The sequence below is a fragment of the Pseudomonas sp. MWU16-30316 genome (genome assembly GCF_020515645.1).
Lineage (GTDB): Bacteria > Pseudomonadota > Gammaproteobacteria > Pseudomonadales > Pseudomonadaceae > Aquipseudomonas > Aquipseudomonas cerasi.
The window spans coordinates 315,302-331,274 of sequence record NZ_JAIZAZ010000005.1 but is presented as its reverse complement, the minus strand read 5'-3'; the positions used below and the strand labels follow the sequence as shown (position 1 = coordinate 331,274).

The 15,973-nt window shown below is 60.0% G+C and carries 12 protein-coding genes; 7 read left to right on the top strand and 5 right to left on the bottom strand.

Features of this window, described 5'->3' with window-relative positions:
- Position 1: 1 nt before the first annotated feature.
- From LCH65_RS18210 to LCH65_RS18200, 3 genes are all read right to left on the bottom strand, one after another.
- Positions 2-967, bottom strand: a complete 966-nt coding sequence (locus LCH65_RS18210; protein ID WP_058417367.1) for an L-carnitine dehydrogenase — start codon at positions 965-967, stop codon at positions 2-4.
- 57 nt (positions 968-1,024) lie between these two features.
- Complete coding sequence (locus tag LCH65_RS18205; RefSeq protein WP_058417368.1) at positions 1,025-1,912, bottom strand: 3-keto-5-aminohexanoate cleavage protein; 888 nt, start codon at positions 1,910-1,912, stop codon at positions 1,025-1,027.
- A 74-nt stretch (positions 1,913-1,986) separates the two neighbouring features.
- Positions 1,987-2,931 (bottom strand): choline ABC transporter substrate-binding protein, encoded by a 945-nt coding sequence (locus LCH65_RS18200; RefSeq protein ID WP_003435536.1) that lies wholly within the window; start codon positions 2,929-2,931, stop codon positions 1,987-1,989.
- A 193-nt stretch (positions 2,932-3,124) separates the two neighbouring features.
- Between LCH65_RS18200 and LCH65_RS18195 the strand changes: the two genes are divergently transcribed.
- A complete protein-coding gene (locus LCH65_RS18195; RefSeq protein ID WP_024663660.1) occupies positions 3,125-4,069 on the top strand; it encodes a GlxA family transcriptional regulator in 945 nt (314 codons plus the stop codon).
- Between the two features lie 174 nt (positions 4,070-4,243).
- Here LCH65_RS18195 and LCH65_RS18190 read toward each other — a convergent pair whose 3' ends face one another.
- The gene (locus LCH65_RS18190) at positions 4,244-5,158 is read right to left on the bottom strand and encodes a LysR substrate-binding domain-containing protein (RefSeq protein WP_058417369.1); all 915 of its coding nucleotides are present in this window, start codon (positions 5,156-5,158) and stop codon (positions 4,244-4,246) included.
- Between the two features lie 310 nt (positions 5,159-5,468).
- Between LCH65_RS18190 and LCH65_RS18185 the strand changes: the two genes are divergently transcribed.
- From LCH65_RS18185 to pgm, 5 genes are all read left to right on the top strand, one after another.
- Positions 5,469-6,491: a zinc-dependent alcohol dehydrogenase family protein gene (locus LCH65_RS18185; RefSeq protein WP_003435530.1), complete on the top strand. Its 1,023-nt coding sequence runs from the start codon at positions 5,469-5,471 to the stop codon at positions 6,489-6,491.
- Between the two features lie 589 nt (positions 6,492-7,080).
- The gene (locus LCH65_RS18180) at positions 7,081-8,583 is read left to right on the top strand and encodes a hypothetical protein (protein ID WP_003435527.1); all 1,503 of its coding nucleotides are present in this window, start codon (positions 7,081-7,083) and stop codon (positions 8,581-8,583) included.
- A 91-nt stretch (positions 8,584-8,674) separates the two neighbouring features.
- Entirely contained in the window at positions 8,675-10,081 is a 1,407-nt protein-coding gene (locus LCH65_RS18175) for a PLP-dependent aminotransferase family protein (protein WP_003364356.1), read from the top strand.
- Between the two features lie 105 nt (positions 10,082-10,186).
- A complete protein-coding gene (locus LCH65_RS18170; protein WP_058417370.1) occupies positions 10,187-12,514 on the top strand; it encodes an ATP-dependent DNA helicase in 2,328 nt (775 codons plus the stop codon).
- 163 nt (positions 12,515-12,677) lie between these two features.
- A complete protein-coding gene (gene pgm / locus LCH65_RS18165; RefSeq protein ID WP_003435518.1) occupies positions 12,678-14,324 on the top strand; it encodes a phosphoglucomutase (alpha-D-glucose-1,6-bisphosphate-dependent) in 1,647 nt (548 codons plus the stop codon).
- A 74-nt stretch (positions 14,325-14,398) separates the two neighbouring features.
- Here the strand turns inward: pgm and LCH65_RS18160 are convergent, their stop codons facing one another.
- A complete protein-coding gene (locus LCH65_RS18160; protein WP_002553334.1) occupies positions 14,399-14,674 on the bottom strand; it encodes a peptidylprolyl isomerase in 276 nt (91 codons plus the stop codon).
- A 123-nt stretch (positions 14,675-14,797) separates the two neighbouring features.
- Here LCH65_RS18160 and LCH65_RS18155 point away from each other — a divergent pair, with 123 nt between their 5' ends.
- Positions 14,798-15,967 (top strand): PilT/PilU family type 4a pilus ATPase, encoded by a 1,170-nt coding sequence (locus LCH65_RS18155; RefSeq protein ID WP_044307970.1) that lies wholly within the window; start codon positions 14,798-14,800, stop codon positions 15,965-15,967.
- Positions 15,968-15,973 lie beyond the last annotated feature (6 nt).

Genomic DNA, 15,973 nt, shown 5'->3' with positions numbered 1-15,973 from the left:
TTCACTCCGCGAAGCTCATGCCATGCCTGGCCTTGGTAGTCTTTACCGCCTCCAGCACGGCGAGCAAGCAATCGTCACGGTAGCGCTCCAATTCCGAAATACTGTGTTTACCCAACTGGTCAGTGGTGCCGTCGACCACATCGTCGATCAGTTTGTCGGTCAGTTCCGGTGCCGGCAGGTAGGTCCACGGCAACTGCAGTGCCGGGCCGAACTGCGTCATGAAGTGGCGCATGCCTGCATCGCCACCCGCCAATGTGTAGGTGAGAAAGGTGCCCATGAACGACCAGCGCAGTCCGGCGCCGAAGCGAACCGCATCATCGATTTCACCGGTGGTTGCCACGCCGTCATTGACCAGGTGCAGCGCCTCGCGCCATAGCGCTTCGAGCAAGCGGTCAGCGATAAAGCCGGGGACTTCCTTGCGCACATGCAGCGGGCGCATACCGAGTGATTCATAGACCTTGATTGCCGCCTGTATGGCCGCCGGAGCAGTATTTTTGCCGCCCACCACTTCCACTAACGGCAGCAGGTACACCGGATTGAACGGGTGACCGACTACGCAGCGTTCCGGGTGCGCGGAGCCTTCGTAGAAGTCACTTGGCAATAGGCCGGACGTACTCGAACCAATTAACACATTCGGCCTGGCCGCCGCGCTGATTCTGCTGTGCAGATCCAGTTTCAGTTCCAGGCGTTCCGGGGCGCTTTCCTGAATGAAGTCGGCGTCGCTGACACATTCCTCGATGGTGGCCACGAAGCGCAGGCGGTTCTGGGATGCACCGGGTACCAGACCCTGTTGTTCCAGCGCACCCCAGCAATTGGCGACACGGTTACGCAACGCTGCTTCGGCGCCGGGCGCGGGGTCCCAGGCGACCACATCCAGTCCATGGGCGAGGGCGCGGGATACCCAGCCACTGCCGATGACGCCGCTGCCAAGAGCGGCGAAGGTTTTGATTTCAGTGATAAAGCTCATGGCGACGATCCTGAAGAGTGCGGTGATTCAATCACAGGGTTTTATGTCCTGAAGGCATTAGCCGCGCTTGGCAAGGCCCATCTTGATGCGGCCTTCTGCCGGGGTCATGACTCGTGCGCCCAGGCGGCTGAGAATTTCACTGGCGCGTTCCACCAATTGACCGTTGGTGGCGAGCACGCCCTTGTCCAGCCACAGGTTGTCCTCCAGACCGACCCGGACGTTGCCGCCCAGCAACACCGCTTGCGCGGCCATCGGCATCTGCATGCGGCCAATACCAAAGCCCGCCCACACCGCATCGGCGGGCAGATTATCGACCATGGCTTTCATGGTGGTGGTGTCGGCGGGTGCGCCCCATGGAATACCCAGGCACAGCTGGAACAGCGGGTTGTCGAGCAGACCTTCCTTGATCATCTGTTTGGCGAACCACAGGTGGCCGGTGTCGAAGATTTCCAGCTCGGCCTTTACGCCCAGCGCCTGGATACGTCTGGCGCCGGCGCGCAGTTGCGACGGGGTGGACACGTAAATAGTGTCGCCGTCGCCAAAGTTCAGGGTGCCGCAGTCGAGGGTGCAGATTTCCGGCAGCAGTTCCTCAACATGGGCCAGACGTGTCATTGGGCCGACCAGATCGGTATTGGCACCAAACTCCATCGGGCGTTCACCGCCGCCAATCTCCAGATCGCCACCCATGCCAGCGGTGAGGTTGACGATGATGTCGATGTCGGCCTCCCGAATGCGCTCCATCACTTCGCGGTACAGCGCCACGTCGCGGCTGAATTTGCCGGTGTGCGGGTCGCGCACATGACAGTGCACCACGGTGGCACCGGCTTTGGCGGCCTCAACCGCGGCGGCCGCGATTTGCTTGGGCGTGACCGGTACGTGAGGGCTTCGGGCGGTCGTGTCGCCAGCACCGGTGAGTGCGCAGGTGATGATGACGTCGTGGTTCATGGGGTGGCTCCTTACAGGCGTGAGGATGCCGTTCGCGACGATGGATGATCGCGAAGCGGCCGTTCAAAATCAGGTTATTGGCTGCTCAATTGAAGATTTGCCGCAGCCGGTTTGCCGTCGAAGGTGGTGACGCCCTCCAGCCAGCGCGCCTGGTCTTGAGGATGGTCTTTGAGCCACTGTCTGGCGGACTCGAGAGCATCCTTGTGATCCAGTAGCGGCTGCATCATCCGGCTCTCGTCGGCGGCGGTGAACGTCAGGTTAGTCAGCAATCTATGCACGTTGGGGCACTGTTCGGCATAAGTCGGCGAAGTGACCGTCCACACCGTAGCCATGCCCTCGTTCGGGCCCAGGGCGTCGTCGCTGCCATTGAGGTAAGTCATCGCCACGTTGACGTTCATCGGGTGCGGCGTCCAGCCGAAAAACACCACGGCTTCCTTGCGGCGTACGGCACGGTCCACGGCGGCGAGCATGCCGGCTTCGCTGGACTCCACCAACTGGAATTTGCCCAGGCCGAACTGGTTTTTGGCGATCATCGCCTTGATCTGGGTATTGGCGCCTGAACCAGGCTCGATGCCGTAGATTTTGCCGCCCAGTTCCTTCTCGAACCTGGCGATGTCGGCAAAGGTCTTCAGGCCCTTGTCCGCCAGGTAAGTCGGCACGGCGAGGGTGGCGCGAGCGTCTTCCAGGCTCGGTTTGTCGAGCACTTTGACCTTCCGTGCCTCGACAAACGGCGTGATGGTCTGGGTCATCAACGGGTTCCAGTAGCCCAGAAAAAGGTCCAGGCGCTGGTCGCGGATGCCGGCGAAAATGATCTGCTGGGAAGCGCTGGTCTGTTTGGTCTTGTAACCGAGGCCGTCGAGCAACACTTGGGTCATGGCGCTGGTTGCGATCACGTCAGTCCAGTTCACCACACCCATGCGCACGTTCTGGCATGAAGCGGCATCAGCCGCCATTACATTGCTGCTCAAGAGCGCGCTGGCGCTGAGTGCAAGCACGCTGCAACTAATCAGTCGGTTCATGGTGGGGCCCTCGGCAGATCGTTATTGTGGGGTGTCGGCGTCTTTGTGCACCGTGGAAACAAATTACCCTGCCTGGAGGGCGGCCAAGCGCACTGCAGCGACCCGCTTTTGCACTGCGGCGACCTGCCCCTTGAATGTGCCCATGAACGGGAGTATCAACGTGCCACGCTGCAGGTCCGAGGAGAGCGTTACCATGGCCCAGGATTTCTATTTTTTGCTGATGCCGGGGTTCTCGGCCATCGGCTTTATCTCCGCGCTGGAGCCCTTGCGGGTGGCCAACCGCTTTGGTGGCGAGCTGTACCGCTGGCACGTCCTCAGCGCCGACGGCGGCGCGGTACAGGCGAGCAACGGCATGTCGGTCAACGCCGACGCGGCGCTTGAATCGCTGAAAAAAGGCGCGACCCTGCTGGTGGTGGCAGGCTTTGAACCGCTGCAGTTCGCCACGCCGGCCCTGCAGCAATGGCTGCGTCGCCTTGATCATGAAGGCGTGACCCTGGGCGCCATCGACACTGGCGCCTGCGTGCTCGCTGAAACCGGCTTGCTCGATGGCCATCGCCTGACCCTGCATTGGGAAGCCATCGAAGCGTTCAAGGAGTCCTATCCACAGCTCACCGTGACCCAGGAACTGTTCGAGATCGACCGCCGCCGCATCACCTGCGCAGGGGGCACAGCGTCCATCGACCTGATGCTCGACCTGATCGCCCAGGCGCACGGCCCCGAGTTGGCGATTCAGGTATCCGAACAATTCGTACTGGGCCGCATCCGCACGCGCAAGGACCACCAACGCATGCAGATCGCTACGCGCTATGGCATCGCCAACAAGAAGTTGGTGCACGTGATCGGAGAGATGGAACAGCAAACCGAACGCCCCCTCAGCACGCTGGCCCTTGCCGAAGCGATCAACGTCACCCGGCGCCAGCTGGAACGCTTGTTTCGCCTGCACTTGAACGACACGCCGAGCAACTTCTATCTGGGCCTGCGCCTGGAGAAAGCCCGGCAACTGCTGCGGCAAAGCGGTCTGAGTGTGCTGGAAGTGAGCATCGCCTGCGGGTTCGAATCGCCGTCGTATTTCACTCGCAGTTATCGAGCACGTTTTACGAAATGCCCTAGGGAGGATCGGCGGCGGGAGGGGATTTGAGTCTTGTTTTCAGGGGGCGAGGTTGGGCTTTGCGTAGGCGGGTTTTGGTGTTGGCTATAGCTGTACTCTTCGGCTGGTGTTGGTAGCAGTGGAAGTAGGAGCGCCAATTTGAGTGATTATGTTCGTGCGTTTAGCGGGGGCTGTAGATGTCTAGGCGATAGGGTGTTAATTCGTTTAGAGGCTATCCGGATCCCCAAAAAACATCTGAATCCGCGACCTCAACCAACGCTCCCCCGGATCATTATCCTGCGCGCCGCGCCAGGCCATGTGCAGTTCGAACGTTCGGGTTTCAATCGGCAGGTCCTCAGAGCGCACGCCTCCTGCTGCGGTCAGCACTTGCGCCGCATAGTCGGGCACGGTGGCGATGATGTCGGTGCCGGTCAGCAGTGTGGCCAGGCCGTTGAACTGGGGCACGGCGAGGACGACGTGGCGTTTGCGGTCGAGTTTCTCGAGGTGTTCGTCGATGAAGCCGCTCAGGTCGCCGGCGAAGGAGACCAGTGCGTGGGGGCGGGCGCAGAAGTCGTCGAGGCTCAACGGGCCGGGTATCGAGTCGGCGCGCAGCAATTGCGGCTTGCTCCTGCGCAATACCTTGCGCTTGGCATTGGCAGGCAGGTCCTGGGTGTAGCTGACGCCGACCGAGATTTCACCCGAGGCCAGCAATGGCGGCATGAGGATGTAATTGACCCGTCTGACCACCAGCACAATCCCCGGAGCTTCAGAGCGCAGGCGTTTGAGCAGGGTGGGCAGCAAGGCAAACTCGACGTCGTCCGACAAACCGATGCGGAACACCGAAGTGCTGGTGGCCGGGTCGAACTCTGAAGCACGGCTGACCGCTGTCGAGATGGAGTCGAGTGCCGGGGAAAGCAGGCCGAATATTTCTGTGGCGCGGGCGGTGGGCTCCATGCTGCGCCCGGTACGCACGAACAGTGGATCATCGAACAGGCCGCGTAGCCGCGACAGCGCAGCGCTGATTGCCGGCTGGCCGAGAAACAGCTTTTCCGCCGCACGTGTGACGCTGCGCTCATGCATCAGGGTCTCGAAAACGATGAGCAAGTTGAGGTCGACGCGACGCAGGTCGTTGCGATTCATGCGGAATATCTCGGGCCATTTGTCGGTTGAGGACGTGAGCAGGGTGCGATAGTACGAGCAAATGCGGGTCGGGCGCAGCGAAAATTACTGTGAGGGTTACTGAATGTCCACACGGCTTGCAATGTTTCGTCGACATGCGAACAATGGCGGCCATTACGCGCATCGATGCCCAGACGCTGTCTGGCTGCGCCGTGCAGCGCACAGGACACAATCGATGACAGGCATGTCGACTATTAATAGCCACCGATGGTGTTGCCGGCAATGCCCGGATAAAGTTTGTGGCATGAAGGTTCACCAGGCGAGGTTCTAAATGTCCCGCACGATCCGTTTTCACCAGTTTGGCCCGGCCGAGGTGCTCAAAGTCGAAGAGCATCCTGTCGCGTCGCCTGTCACCGGCGAGGTGCAGGTGCGTGTTCAGGCCATCGGTGTCAGCTGGTACGACGTTCTTTGGCGGCAAAATCTCGCATCTACCCATGCCCGGCTGCCTGCCGGTCTGGGTTATGAGATGGCTGGCGTGGTTACCGCGCTGGGCGACGGTGTGGATGATCTGCAAGTAGGCGACAAGGTCGCCAGTTTTCCTGCGGCCGATGCCAACCAGCACCCGGTCTACGGCGAATCCATCGTCATGCCGCGCCGTGCATTGACCCGCTACCCGGATGCGTTGACGCCGGTCCAGGCCAGCGTGCATTACACGCCGTATCTGGTGGCGTACTTTGCATACGTTGATCTGGCGCGTATCAAGTCCGGTCAAACCGTACTGGTCACCGACGCCAGCCACTGCTCCGGCCCTGCATTCGTGCAGTTGGGCAAGGCACTGGGGGCTCGGGTTATCGCCGCGACCAAGACCGAGGATGCTCGTGAGTACCTGCTGTCACTGGGCGCTGAAAAAGTGGTGGTCACCGAAGAACAGGACTTGTTGATGGCGATCAACAAGTACACCGACAACCGTGGTGTCGATGCCGTCTTCGATGGCCTTGGCGGTCCGCAGATGTCGATCATGGGCGATGTGCTTGCGCCGCGTGGCAGTCTGGTGCTGTATGGCCTGCAAGGCGGTAATCAGACGCCGTTTCCGGCCTGTGCCGCTTTCCAGAAGAACATCCAGTTCTACGTGCATTGCCTGGGCAATTTCACCGGCAAGCCCGAGCTGGGCATTACCCAGGATGAGGCCGCACTGCAACGCGCCTTGCAGCAGATCAATCAGATGACCGCCGACAAGGTATTGGCGCCGTTGCAGACGCGCAGCTTTCCGTTCGAGCAGGTGGTGCAGGCGCACCGTTACATGGATGTCTGCCCGATTGGCGGGCGTGCGGTGCTGGAAGTCGAGGGGGTCTGATTCATCACCTCCTGTCAGCGCTCGTTATTGAAAAGCCTTCCGAACGGAAGGCTTTTTGCATTCCGCATCGAAAAAGAACACCACGAATTAAACACTTCTGAATAATGCCCCTGTCAGTTTTTCTGGAAGTGGGGTAGCCGTGAATGAATATTAAAAAGAGCATCGCAGCGGCAGGGCTGTCTCGACTGTTTATTTAAGTGTATTGGCGCTGACAGTCACGGCGACTTATAAATGTCCTTTCCCACGGGCTAGAATGAAACAGTAACTGGATCGATGCCCCAAGGGCATCGGTAAAGCCTGAACAGCCTGCCTGAAGGGTTTGCAGGCTATGGCTTTCAAGCGTTTCGCGTGTCTCATGAGTTCGATAGTACAATTAAACGATTTGTTTAAGTTGTTGAGGATGTTCTGCTGACTGCACTGTTTTTTAAAGCAAACTGTCTATTGTAATTGTTTTAAAGATACTGATAATGCGTCGGTAATTACCACTCAGGGAATGAGTCATGCTCGACTATAAATTGAGTTGTCAGCTTGATGTTCAATATTCTGTCTGCACCGTGTCATGCCTTGAGCGACAGGCAGGTGACGCACGATGAGTTCTATTCACGAACAGGCAATGAATTATGTCTACCAGCAAGTGCTGCAACGCTTGTTGGGGTACTTCTCGCGCGCAGAGCGCACCGCGCTGCAGCTGTTGATCCAGCGCCTGATTGTTGCGGCTGGCGGCATCGAGCAGATTGCCGGCTTCAAGGTGCTGGTGGCTTTCGGTGGTGGCAAGGACAGTGCCTACACGCTGGCCTTTCTGCGCGCTGCGCAGTTGAGTATTGCCTGCCGTTCGCCCGGCACATTCAACCTGCGGGTTGCCAATCGGCGTCACGCGGGCATGACCCCTGCGGTGATGGATAACATCAACCGCACCTATTCAGCGTTGTTTCTGTACGACGACCCGCGTGTCGAGATGCTGATGATCGACAGTCAGTACACACAGGCCTTCGAGCCGGATCTGCCTTTTTCCAGCGCGGGGCGTGAGCAGAATCGTCTGGACATGCTGCTGGGTGGGCACCTGTCCGCTGGCGACGCCCGCACCACGTTTTGCAATACCTGTTACCTCGGGCTTGCGGAGTTTCTAGGACGCGCCCTGAGCTGGGGCAATGGCGTCGATGCGGTCGTCAGCGGCGACTCGCGCAGAGAGCAGCGTCAGTATGCGACCTGGATCATGCGACTGGCCCAGCGTACCGGGCAGTATTCGGGCAGTTGGGGCAAGCAGACGCTGGCCAGCGTGCTCAAGGTCATCGATACGATTGGCGAGGCTTACTATCACGAGCTGTACGGGGAGGGCGATGACAGCCCGCCGGCAAGTCGAGCCATGACGCTGCCTGAAAAAAGCAGCTCGCCGGCGTTCATTACCATTGCCGATCTGGTCAGTTGCAAGGCGGACGAACACTGGAACCTGCTGACCGAGTTTCTCGATTTCCGCTTCGATGATCTGTCGTTCAGCTTCAGTGAGTCCGATTGCGCCAACCCTTTGTTGATGGCCCACATGCGTGGCCTGACCGCGCAATACCTGCAAGCGCGTACTTATGCCGACGGGATCGCCGAATACCTTGAACTGGCGACGTCACTGATGCGCAGAAAGCAGATGCCGCCACGATTGATCGACCAGACGCTCAGCGCTTATGCCGGTCGGGCGCGCATCGAGGCGCGCCGCGAGCTGGCATCGGGCTTCGCTCAGGAGGGCTTCGGCCTGAACGAGACTCAACTGGTGTGCATGCTGTTTTCGCCGTTCGTCGATCATGGCCATGGCCTGGAGTCCTTTCTGCGCAGTTGCCACCCAGGGATGCTGGTAGCGCTGCCGGATCTGCACAAGGCGCTGTCGGGTTCGACAGCGCCGGATCAGGTCATGCAGTGGCTGGTGGATATCAGCGGTCTGAGCCTCAAGTCATTGCACAACCTTTACGGCAAGCAGCGGGTGAACTTCGACGACCCGCAGTCAATCATCGCCAGAATCCGTGCAGCCGATCCTGACAAGCGCCGGATCATGACCGTCGACCCGGCGACGGGGCAGGCAGTGGCCGAGATGCTCTCGGGACGCTGATCCGGTTGCCAGGCATGGCTGCTACCGGCAAACGGCGGCGGTCATATAGCAATGTTCTGAAGCCTGTTCTGGTTGAACGGTGGATACCTGCATGAAAAACAACACGGATTTCGCCTATCAGGCGGTCTACCGCTACCTGGTGCGTCTGGTTGACCAGCAGCAGGGCGAGCTGGCACTGAAAATGCCGTCATTGCGACAGCTGGCCCAGCGACTGAACGTATCAATATCGACGGTGCAAAGCGCCTACTCGCTGCTGGAAAAGGAAGGGCGCGTTTATTCGCTGCCAAAATCAGGCTATTACTCGGTACCGCGCAGCTTGAGTGCGCAGGGCCTGGTGATACCGGACGCAGACGGCGATCTTTTGCAGGCCTTGTATGACAACGCCCGTCGCCCCGGCATGGCGTTGCTGGGCTGCGATGAACCGGCGCTTTTGCACGCTCAGGACAATCCGCTGCCGGCAATGGAGCGCGAGCTGGGCAGGCATTACCCGCGTCAGCGGGACCCGGTTTTTCAGCCATGCGGTGAGCCAGAACTTCGCACGGCAATTGCCGCCCGTTATACCTACGATGCAGTGCATTGCTGGCACGCTGAGAATGTCTATATCGCTGCTGACTTTCATGGCGTATTCAAGGCGGTGCTCGGCACGCTGGGCCTGCGCGGCGGCACGGTACTGGTGGAATCGCCCTGTGCCTGGGCGTTGTTGCGCTTGCTGCAATCCTTCGACATCCGGGTAATCGAACTGCCGCTGGACGAGACCGGCTGCCTTGATGCTGTCCGGCTCGACGGCCTGTTGCGCGGCCATGACATCGGGCTTGCCGTGTTGCCCTCGTTGCTGAACCCGGTGCGAGGCAGCATGCGTGCGCAGAACAACAGCCAGACTGTCGCCGAAGTGCTCAACCGTCATCAAGTCTGGGTGCTGGAAAACGACAGTCACGCCGGGTTGCAATTTGCCGCCGGGCAGTCTCCGCTGCGGCACTGGATCGACCCTCAGCGGTTGGTGGTCATGGGCGGATTCGAGAAAAGTCTCGGGCCTGAGGCGCCCTATGCTTACTTGCTGTGCAAGAGCCTGGATGCGCGTTGGCAGCAGTATTTCTGCCTGCGAGCATTCGAGCTGCCGCCGCTTCGGCAAAGGGCCATCGCCAGGTTATGCAGCAGCGGACGTCTGGACAGGCAACTGATGGCGTTGCGCGAGACGCTGACCGAACGCATGCAGTCGATGACCCAGCAACTGGATGAACGGACTGGCGGGATGCTGCGTTATCAGTTGCCCGAGGGCGGCTGCGGCATATGGGCCGAGAGTGCATACCCCGTGGACCTGCGCCAGGTCTTCGTTGCGCTGCTGGCCCGGTCGATTGTCGTCAGCCCCGGTGAACTGTTCACTTTGCAGAACCGCTACTCGCAACATCTGTGGATCAGTTATGCCACTGACTGGACTCGTGAACCTGCCAAGCTGCTGGGCGCATTGGCAGAGGCATTGACTCACGCTCGTCTGCCATAGACCTCGACATGGCAGGCCGTCGATCCATTTGTGTTTGCCAGACGTGGTTCAAGGTTGTTAACTGGACGCCTGTCCAGTATTCACAACCAACGGCTCCCCAGCGCAGTGACCCCGAACGCCCCCGTAAACCCTGATCCCGAGCCTGTTCTCGCCAGCGACCTGCCTGCGCGTTATGTCGTGGCCGTGCGCGCGTTGTGTGAGTTCACCGCCAAGGTGGGCGACCTCGACCTGCGCTTCACGCCGTCACCCACGGCGCAGGAAGGCATTGCCGGGCATCGCACGGTTGCCACGCGGCGCGGCGCCGATTACCAGGCCGAGTTGTCGTTGAGTGGCGATTATCGCGAGCTGACGGTAAGGGGCAGGGCGGACGGCTATGACGTCAGTCGCAATCAGCTGGAAGAAGTGAAGACCTATCGCGGTGAACTCGACGCGATGCCGGCCAACCACCGTCAGTTGCACTGGGCGCAGGTGAAGGTCTACGGCTGGCTGCTTTGCCAGCGCCTGCAGCTTGAAAACGTGACGCTGGCCCTGGTGTATTTCAACATTGTCAGCGAGCAGGAAACCCTGATTCGCGAGCCGTTCAGCGCGGCTACGCTGCAAGCGTTTTTCGAACGACAGTGCTCGATTTTCCTCGGCTGGGCGCAGCAGGAGCTGGCGCATACGCAGGCGCTGCACACGACACTGGGCAGCCTGAAATTCCCCCACGCGTCTTTCCGCACCGGGCAGCGGGTGCTGGCCGAGTCGGTGTACAAGGCCGTCAGTACTGGTTGTTGCCTGATGGCTCAGGCGCCGACCGGTATTGGCAAGACGGTGGGCACGCTGTTCCCGTTGCTTAAGGCCGCGCCCGGCCAGAAGCTCGACAAGATTTTCTTTCTCACCGCCAAGACGCCAGGGCGTCGACTGGCGCTGGATGCGCTGGAAGTCATTAATCACAGCGCGCCGGAGCTGAAGCTGCGGGTCCTTGAACTGGTGGCGCGCGACAAGGCCTGTGAGCATCCGGACAAAGCCTGCAACGGTGATTCCTGTCCGCTGGCCAGCGGCTTTTATGATCGTCTGCCAGCCGCTCGCTCGGCGGCGCTGACCTCGCCGTGGTTGAATCAGGCGGGCGTACGCGATGTCGCCTTGCAGCATCAGGTCTGCCCGTATTATCTGAGCCAGGAACTGGCGCGTTGGGCTGACGTGGTCATCGCAGACTACAACTATTACTTTGACCTGAGCGCGTTGCTGTTCGGCCTCGGTCAGCTCAATCAGTGGCGCGTCGCAGTGCTGGTCGATGAGGCCCACAACATGGTCGAACGGGCACGCCAGATGTACAGCGCCAGTCTTGACCAGAGCCAGCTGAAAGCCTTGATTCAGACAGCGCCGGAACCGGTGAAAAAAGCCTTGCAGCGTCTGGATCGACAATGGAATGCGCTGCACAAGGCACAGCCCGGCGCCTATCAGGCTTATTCGGCAGCACCGGAAAAATTCATCGGCAGCCTGAACCAGTGCATCTCGACCATCGGTGATCATTTCAACGAGCACCCGCAGGCAGTGGATGTCACGTTGCAGGGGTTCTACCTGGAAGCCATCGGCTTTGCGCGCATCGCCGAGCTGTTCGATGAGCATTTCATTTTCGACATCACCCGGCGCGAGGCGGGCGGCAAGCGCATTCTGTCGCGCCTCAGCCTGCGCAACGTCGTCCCCGCGCGTTTCATCCGCCCGCGCCTGACCGCTGCGCGCAGCACCGTACTGTTTTCCGCAACGCTCAACCCGCGCCACTATTACGCGGATCTGCTGGGTTTACCGGGCAACACGGCATGGATCGACGTGGAGTCGCCGTTTCATCACGATCAGCTCGACGTGCGCATCGTCAGTCGCATTTCCACCCGTTTCACCCATCGTCAGGCTTCGCTGGCGCCGATTGTCGAACTGATGGCCGAGCAGTTCGACGCGCGGCCGGGCAATTACCTGGCGTTCTTCAGCAGTTTCGATTACCTGCAACAGGTCGCCGAGCTGATGGCGCGCACTCACCCGCACATCAGCCTTTGGCAGCAGGCACGGGGGATGGGCGAGAGTGAGCGCCACGCATTTCTCGACCGGTTCACCCTGAGCAGTCAGGGCATCGGTTTTGCCGTGCTGGGCGGCGCGTTCGGTGAAGGCATCGACTTGCCGGGCGCACGCCTGATCGGCGCGTTCATCGCCACCTTGGGCCTGCCTCAGCTCAATCCGGTCAACGAACAGTTCAAGCAGCGCATGGCGGCGCTGTTCGGCGCCGGTTACGACTACACCTACCTTTATCCCGGCGTGCAGAAGGTGGTGCAGGCTGCGGGGCGGGTTATCCGCAGCCAGAGTGACAGCGGTGTGGTCATGCTCATCGATGACCGTTTTGCCGAGCACAAGGTGAAGCAGTTGTTTCCAGCGTGGTGGCGGCCCGAAACGTCAATGGCTTGAGGTCGGTTGCCGTTTTGGCGATTGAGCTGAAACAGAAGCAGATACCGGGGATCGATACTCAAGCAGCGCTGTCGAACTGCCAGTAAACTGCGGCATTGATCACCTTGGCAGCCGCAGCAAGTCTTTATTTTTTCTCCGTATTTCATTTCTTCGTGGAGGTTGTATGAGTCTCAGTCCTTTCGCCGGCAAGCTGGCACCTGCGCAGTTACTGGTCGATATTCCGAGACTGGTCACGGCTTACTACACCGGCCAGCCCGATGCATCGGTGCCCACTCAACGTGTTGCGTTCGGCACTTCCGGGCACCGTGGCACATCGTTTGACCTGGGTTTCAACGAATGGCACGTGCTGGCTATCAGTCAGGCGATCTGTCTGTACCGCAAGGCCAACGGCATCGACGGCCCGTTGTTTCTGGGTGCCGATACCCACGCGCTGTCGACCCCGGCCGCGGCCACCGCGCTTGAAGTGCTGGCCGCCAATGGCGTGCAGGTGATGATTTCGCAAGGTGACGAATACACCCCGACGCCTGCGGTGTCCCACGCGATCATCTGCTACAACCGCGGCCGTACTTCAGGGCTGGCGGACGGCATTGTCATTACGCCTTCGCACAACCCGCCGCAAAGCGGTGGCTTCAAGTACAACCCGCCCAATGGCGGCCCGGCCGACAGTGATGTCACCAAGTGGATCGAGAACAAGGCCAACGAACTGCTGGCCGAGAAAGTCACTGGCGTTTCACGCATCAGCCATGAAAAAGCGCTGCGTGCCGATACCACGCACCGCCATGATTACGTCAACACCTACGTGGCCGACCTTAAGAACGTGATCGACATGGACGCCATCCGCAATTCGGGTCTGCGTCTTGGTGTCGACCCGCTGGGCGGGGCCGGGGTGAGCTACTGGTCGGCGATTGGCGAGCATTACGGCCTGAATCTGGATGTGGTCAATAAATTTGTCGACCCTACGTTCCGCTTCATGACCGTCGACTGGGATGGCCAGATTCGCATGGACCCGTCCTCCAGCCACGCCATGCAAAGCCTGATCGGTCTCAAGGACCGCTATCAGGTTGCATTTGCCTGCGATCCGGATCACGACCGTCATGGCATCGTGACCCCGTCTGGCGGACTGATGACGCCCAACAGTTACCTCGCCGTGTCCATCGACTACCTGTTTCAGAACCGTCCTGAGTGGCGTGCCGATGCAGCGGTCGGCAAGACCGTGGTCAGCAGCGGCATGATCGATCGTGTGGCCAAACGCCTGGGCCGTCGCCTGTATGAAGTGCCGGTCGGCTTCAAGTATTTCGCACAAGGCCTGTTTGAAGGCTCGTTAGGCTTTGGCGGCGAAGAAAGCGCTGGTGCCTCGTTCCTGCGTCGCGACGGTACGGTCTGGACCACCGACAAGGACGGTCTGATTCCGGCCTTGCTGGCTGCGGAAATGACCGCGCGTACCGGTCGCGATCCAAGCCAGATCTACAAGACCATGACCGAAGAGCTGGGCGAGCCGTTTTCGACCCGCGTCGATGCCAAGGCCAACCCGCAACAGAAGGCACTGCTGAGCAAACTGTCGCCGGAGCAAGTGACTTCCACTGAACTGGCGGGCGAGCCTATTCAGCAGGTGCTCAGCAACGCGCCGGGCAACGATCAGGCGTTCGGTGGTGTGAAGGTCATGACCGAAAATGGCTGGTTTGCCGCGCGCCCTTCAGGGACTGAGGACATCTACAAGATCTATGCCGAGAGTTTTGTCAGCGAAGATCACCTCAAGCGTCTGGTGGCAGAAGCTCAAGTGCTGGTAGATGGCGCCATTTCGCCGAACTGATTGCCACACTGGTCAATGCCTGAAAAACCTCGAACCTCACTCGGTTCGGGGTTTTTCAGCTTTTGGCGTGTGCTTCAGTCGCGATAGAACACCTGCACCAGGTGATAGCCGAATTTGCTCTTGATCGGCCCATGCACGACGCGTAGCGGCTTTTTGAAGATCACCTGATCGATCGCACCGACCATTTGCCCAGGCCTGACTTCACCCAGATCGCCGCCACGTTTGCCGGACGGGCAGCTAGAATGCTTTTTAGCCAGCACGTCAAACGCCTCACCCTTGGCAATGCGCAGCTTGAGCTGTTCGGCCTCTTCGGCGGTCTTCACCAGAATATGGCGGGCTTGGGCTTTCATGTCGCAATATCACCTGCTGCAAAAGGCTGCCATTATGCCTGCTCTTGCTGAGCGACGCCCGCGCGTCACGCGTGCCGTCCTGACGGCCGTGGTCTTTTTACTTCATTTTGTACGGTATTGATTATGGATTTCCCGGCGCTGTTGAAGATTCTGGCCAGTCAGGACGGATCGGACCTTTACCTTTCCACCGGAGCGCCACCGTGCGCCAAGTTCAATGGTGTGCTCAAGCCACTGGGCAGCGAAACCTTCAAGCCGGGAGAGGTGGCGGTGATTGCCCAGGGGCTGATGGACGAGGAGCAGAAGCTCGAGTTTCAGCGCGAACTGGAGATGAACCTCGCCGTTTCGATGGCCGGCATCGGCCGGTTCCGGATCAATATCTTCATGCAGCGTAACGAAGTGTCCATCGTCGCGCGGAATATCAAGCTGGACATCCCGCGTTTCGAAGACCTGTTTCTGCCGCCCGTACTGCTTGACGTGATTATGGAAAAGCGCGGTCTGGTGCTGTTTGTCGGGGCCACCGGTTCGGGCAAGTCGACCTCGTTGGCGGCGCTGATCGACTACCGCAACCGCAACGCCAGCGGCCATATCATCACCATCGAAGACCCGGTCGAGTTTATCCATCGCCACAAGAAGTCGATCGTTAACCAGCGCGAAGTCGGGGTCGATACCCGCAGCTTCCATGCGGCACTGAAGAACACCCTGCGCCAGGCGCCGGATGTGATTCTGATCGGCGAGATTCGCGATCGCGAGACCATGGAGCACGCGCTGGCGTTTGCCGACACCGGCCACCTGGCAATCTCGACACTGCACGCCAACAACGCCAATCAGGCGCTGGACCGGATCATCAATTTCTTCCCGGAAGAGCGTCGCGCGCAGTTGCTGCATGACCTGGGCAACAACCTCAAGGCGTTCGTCTCGCAGCGACTGGTCAGAACCCCGGATGGCAAGCGTCGTGCGGCGGTGGAAGTGATGATGGGCACGCCGACCATTCGCGACCTGATCCAGCGCAATGAACTGACCGAGCTCAAGGGCATCATGGAGAAGTCCGGCAGCCTCGGTATGCAGACGTTCGACTCGGCGCTATTCAATCTGGCCGTCGAAGGTGCGATCAGTGAAGAAGAGGCCCTCAAGAACGCCGACTCACAAAACAACGTGCGCCTGCGCCTCAAGCTGCACAGTGAAGGCGGCGTCGGAACACTGACCACAGCGCCGCCGGCTCCGACCGGCAGCAGCACGGCAAGCACCGCCGAGTGGGGGTTGGTCGATGATGACGAGCCGGGTCCGCAAGCGTAAATCGGA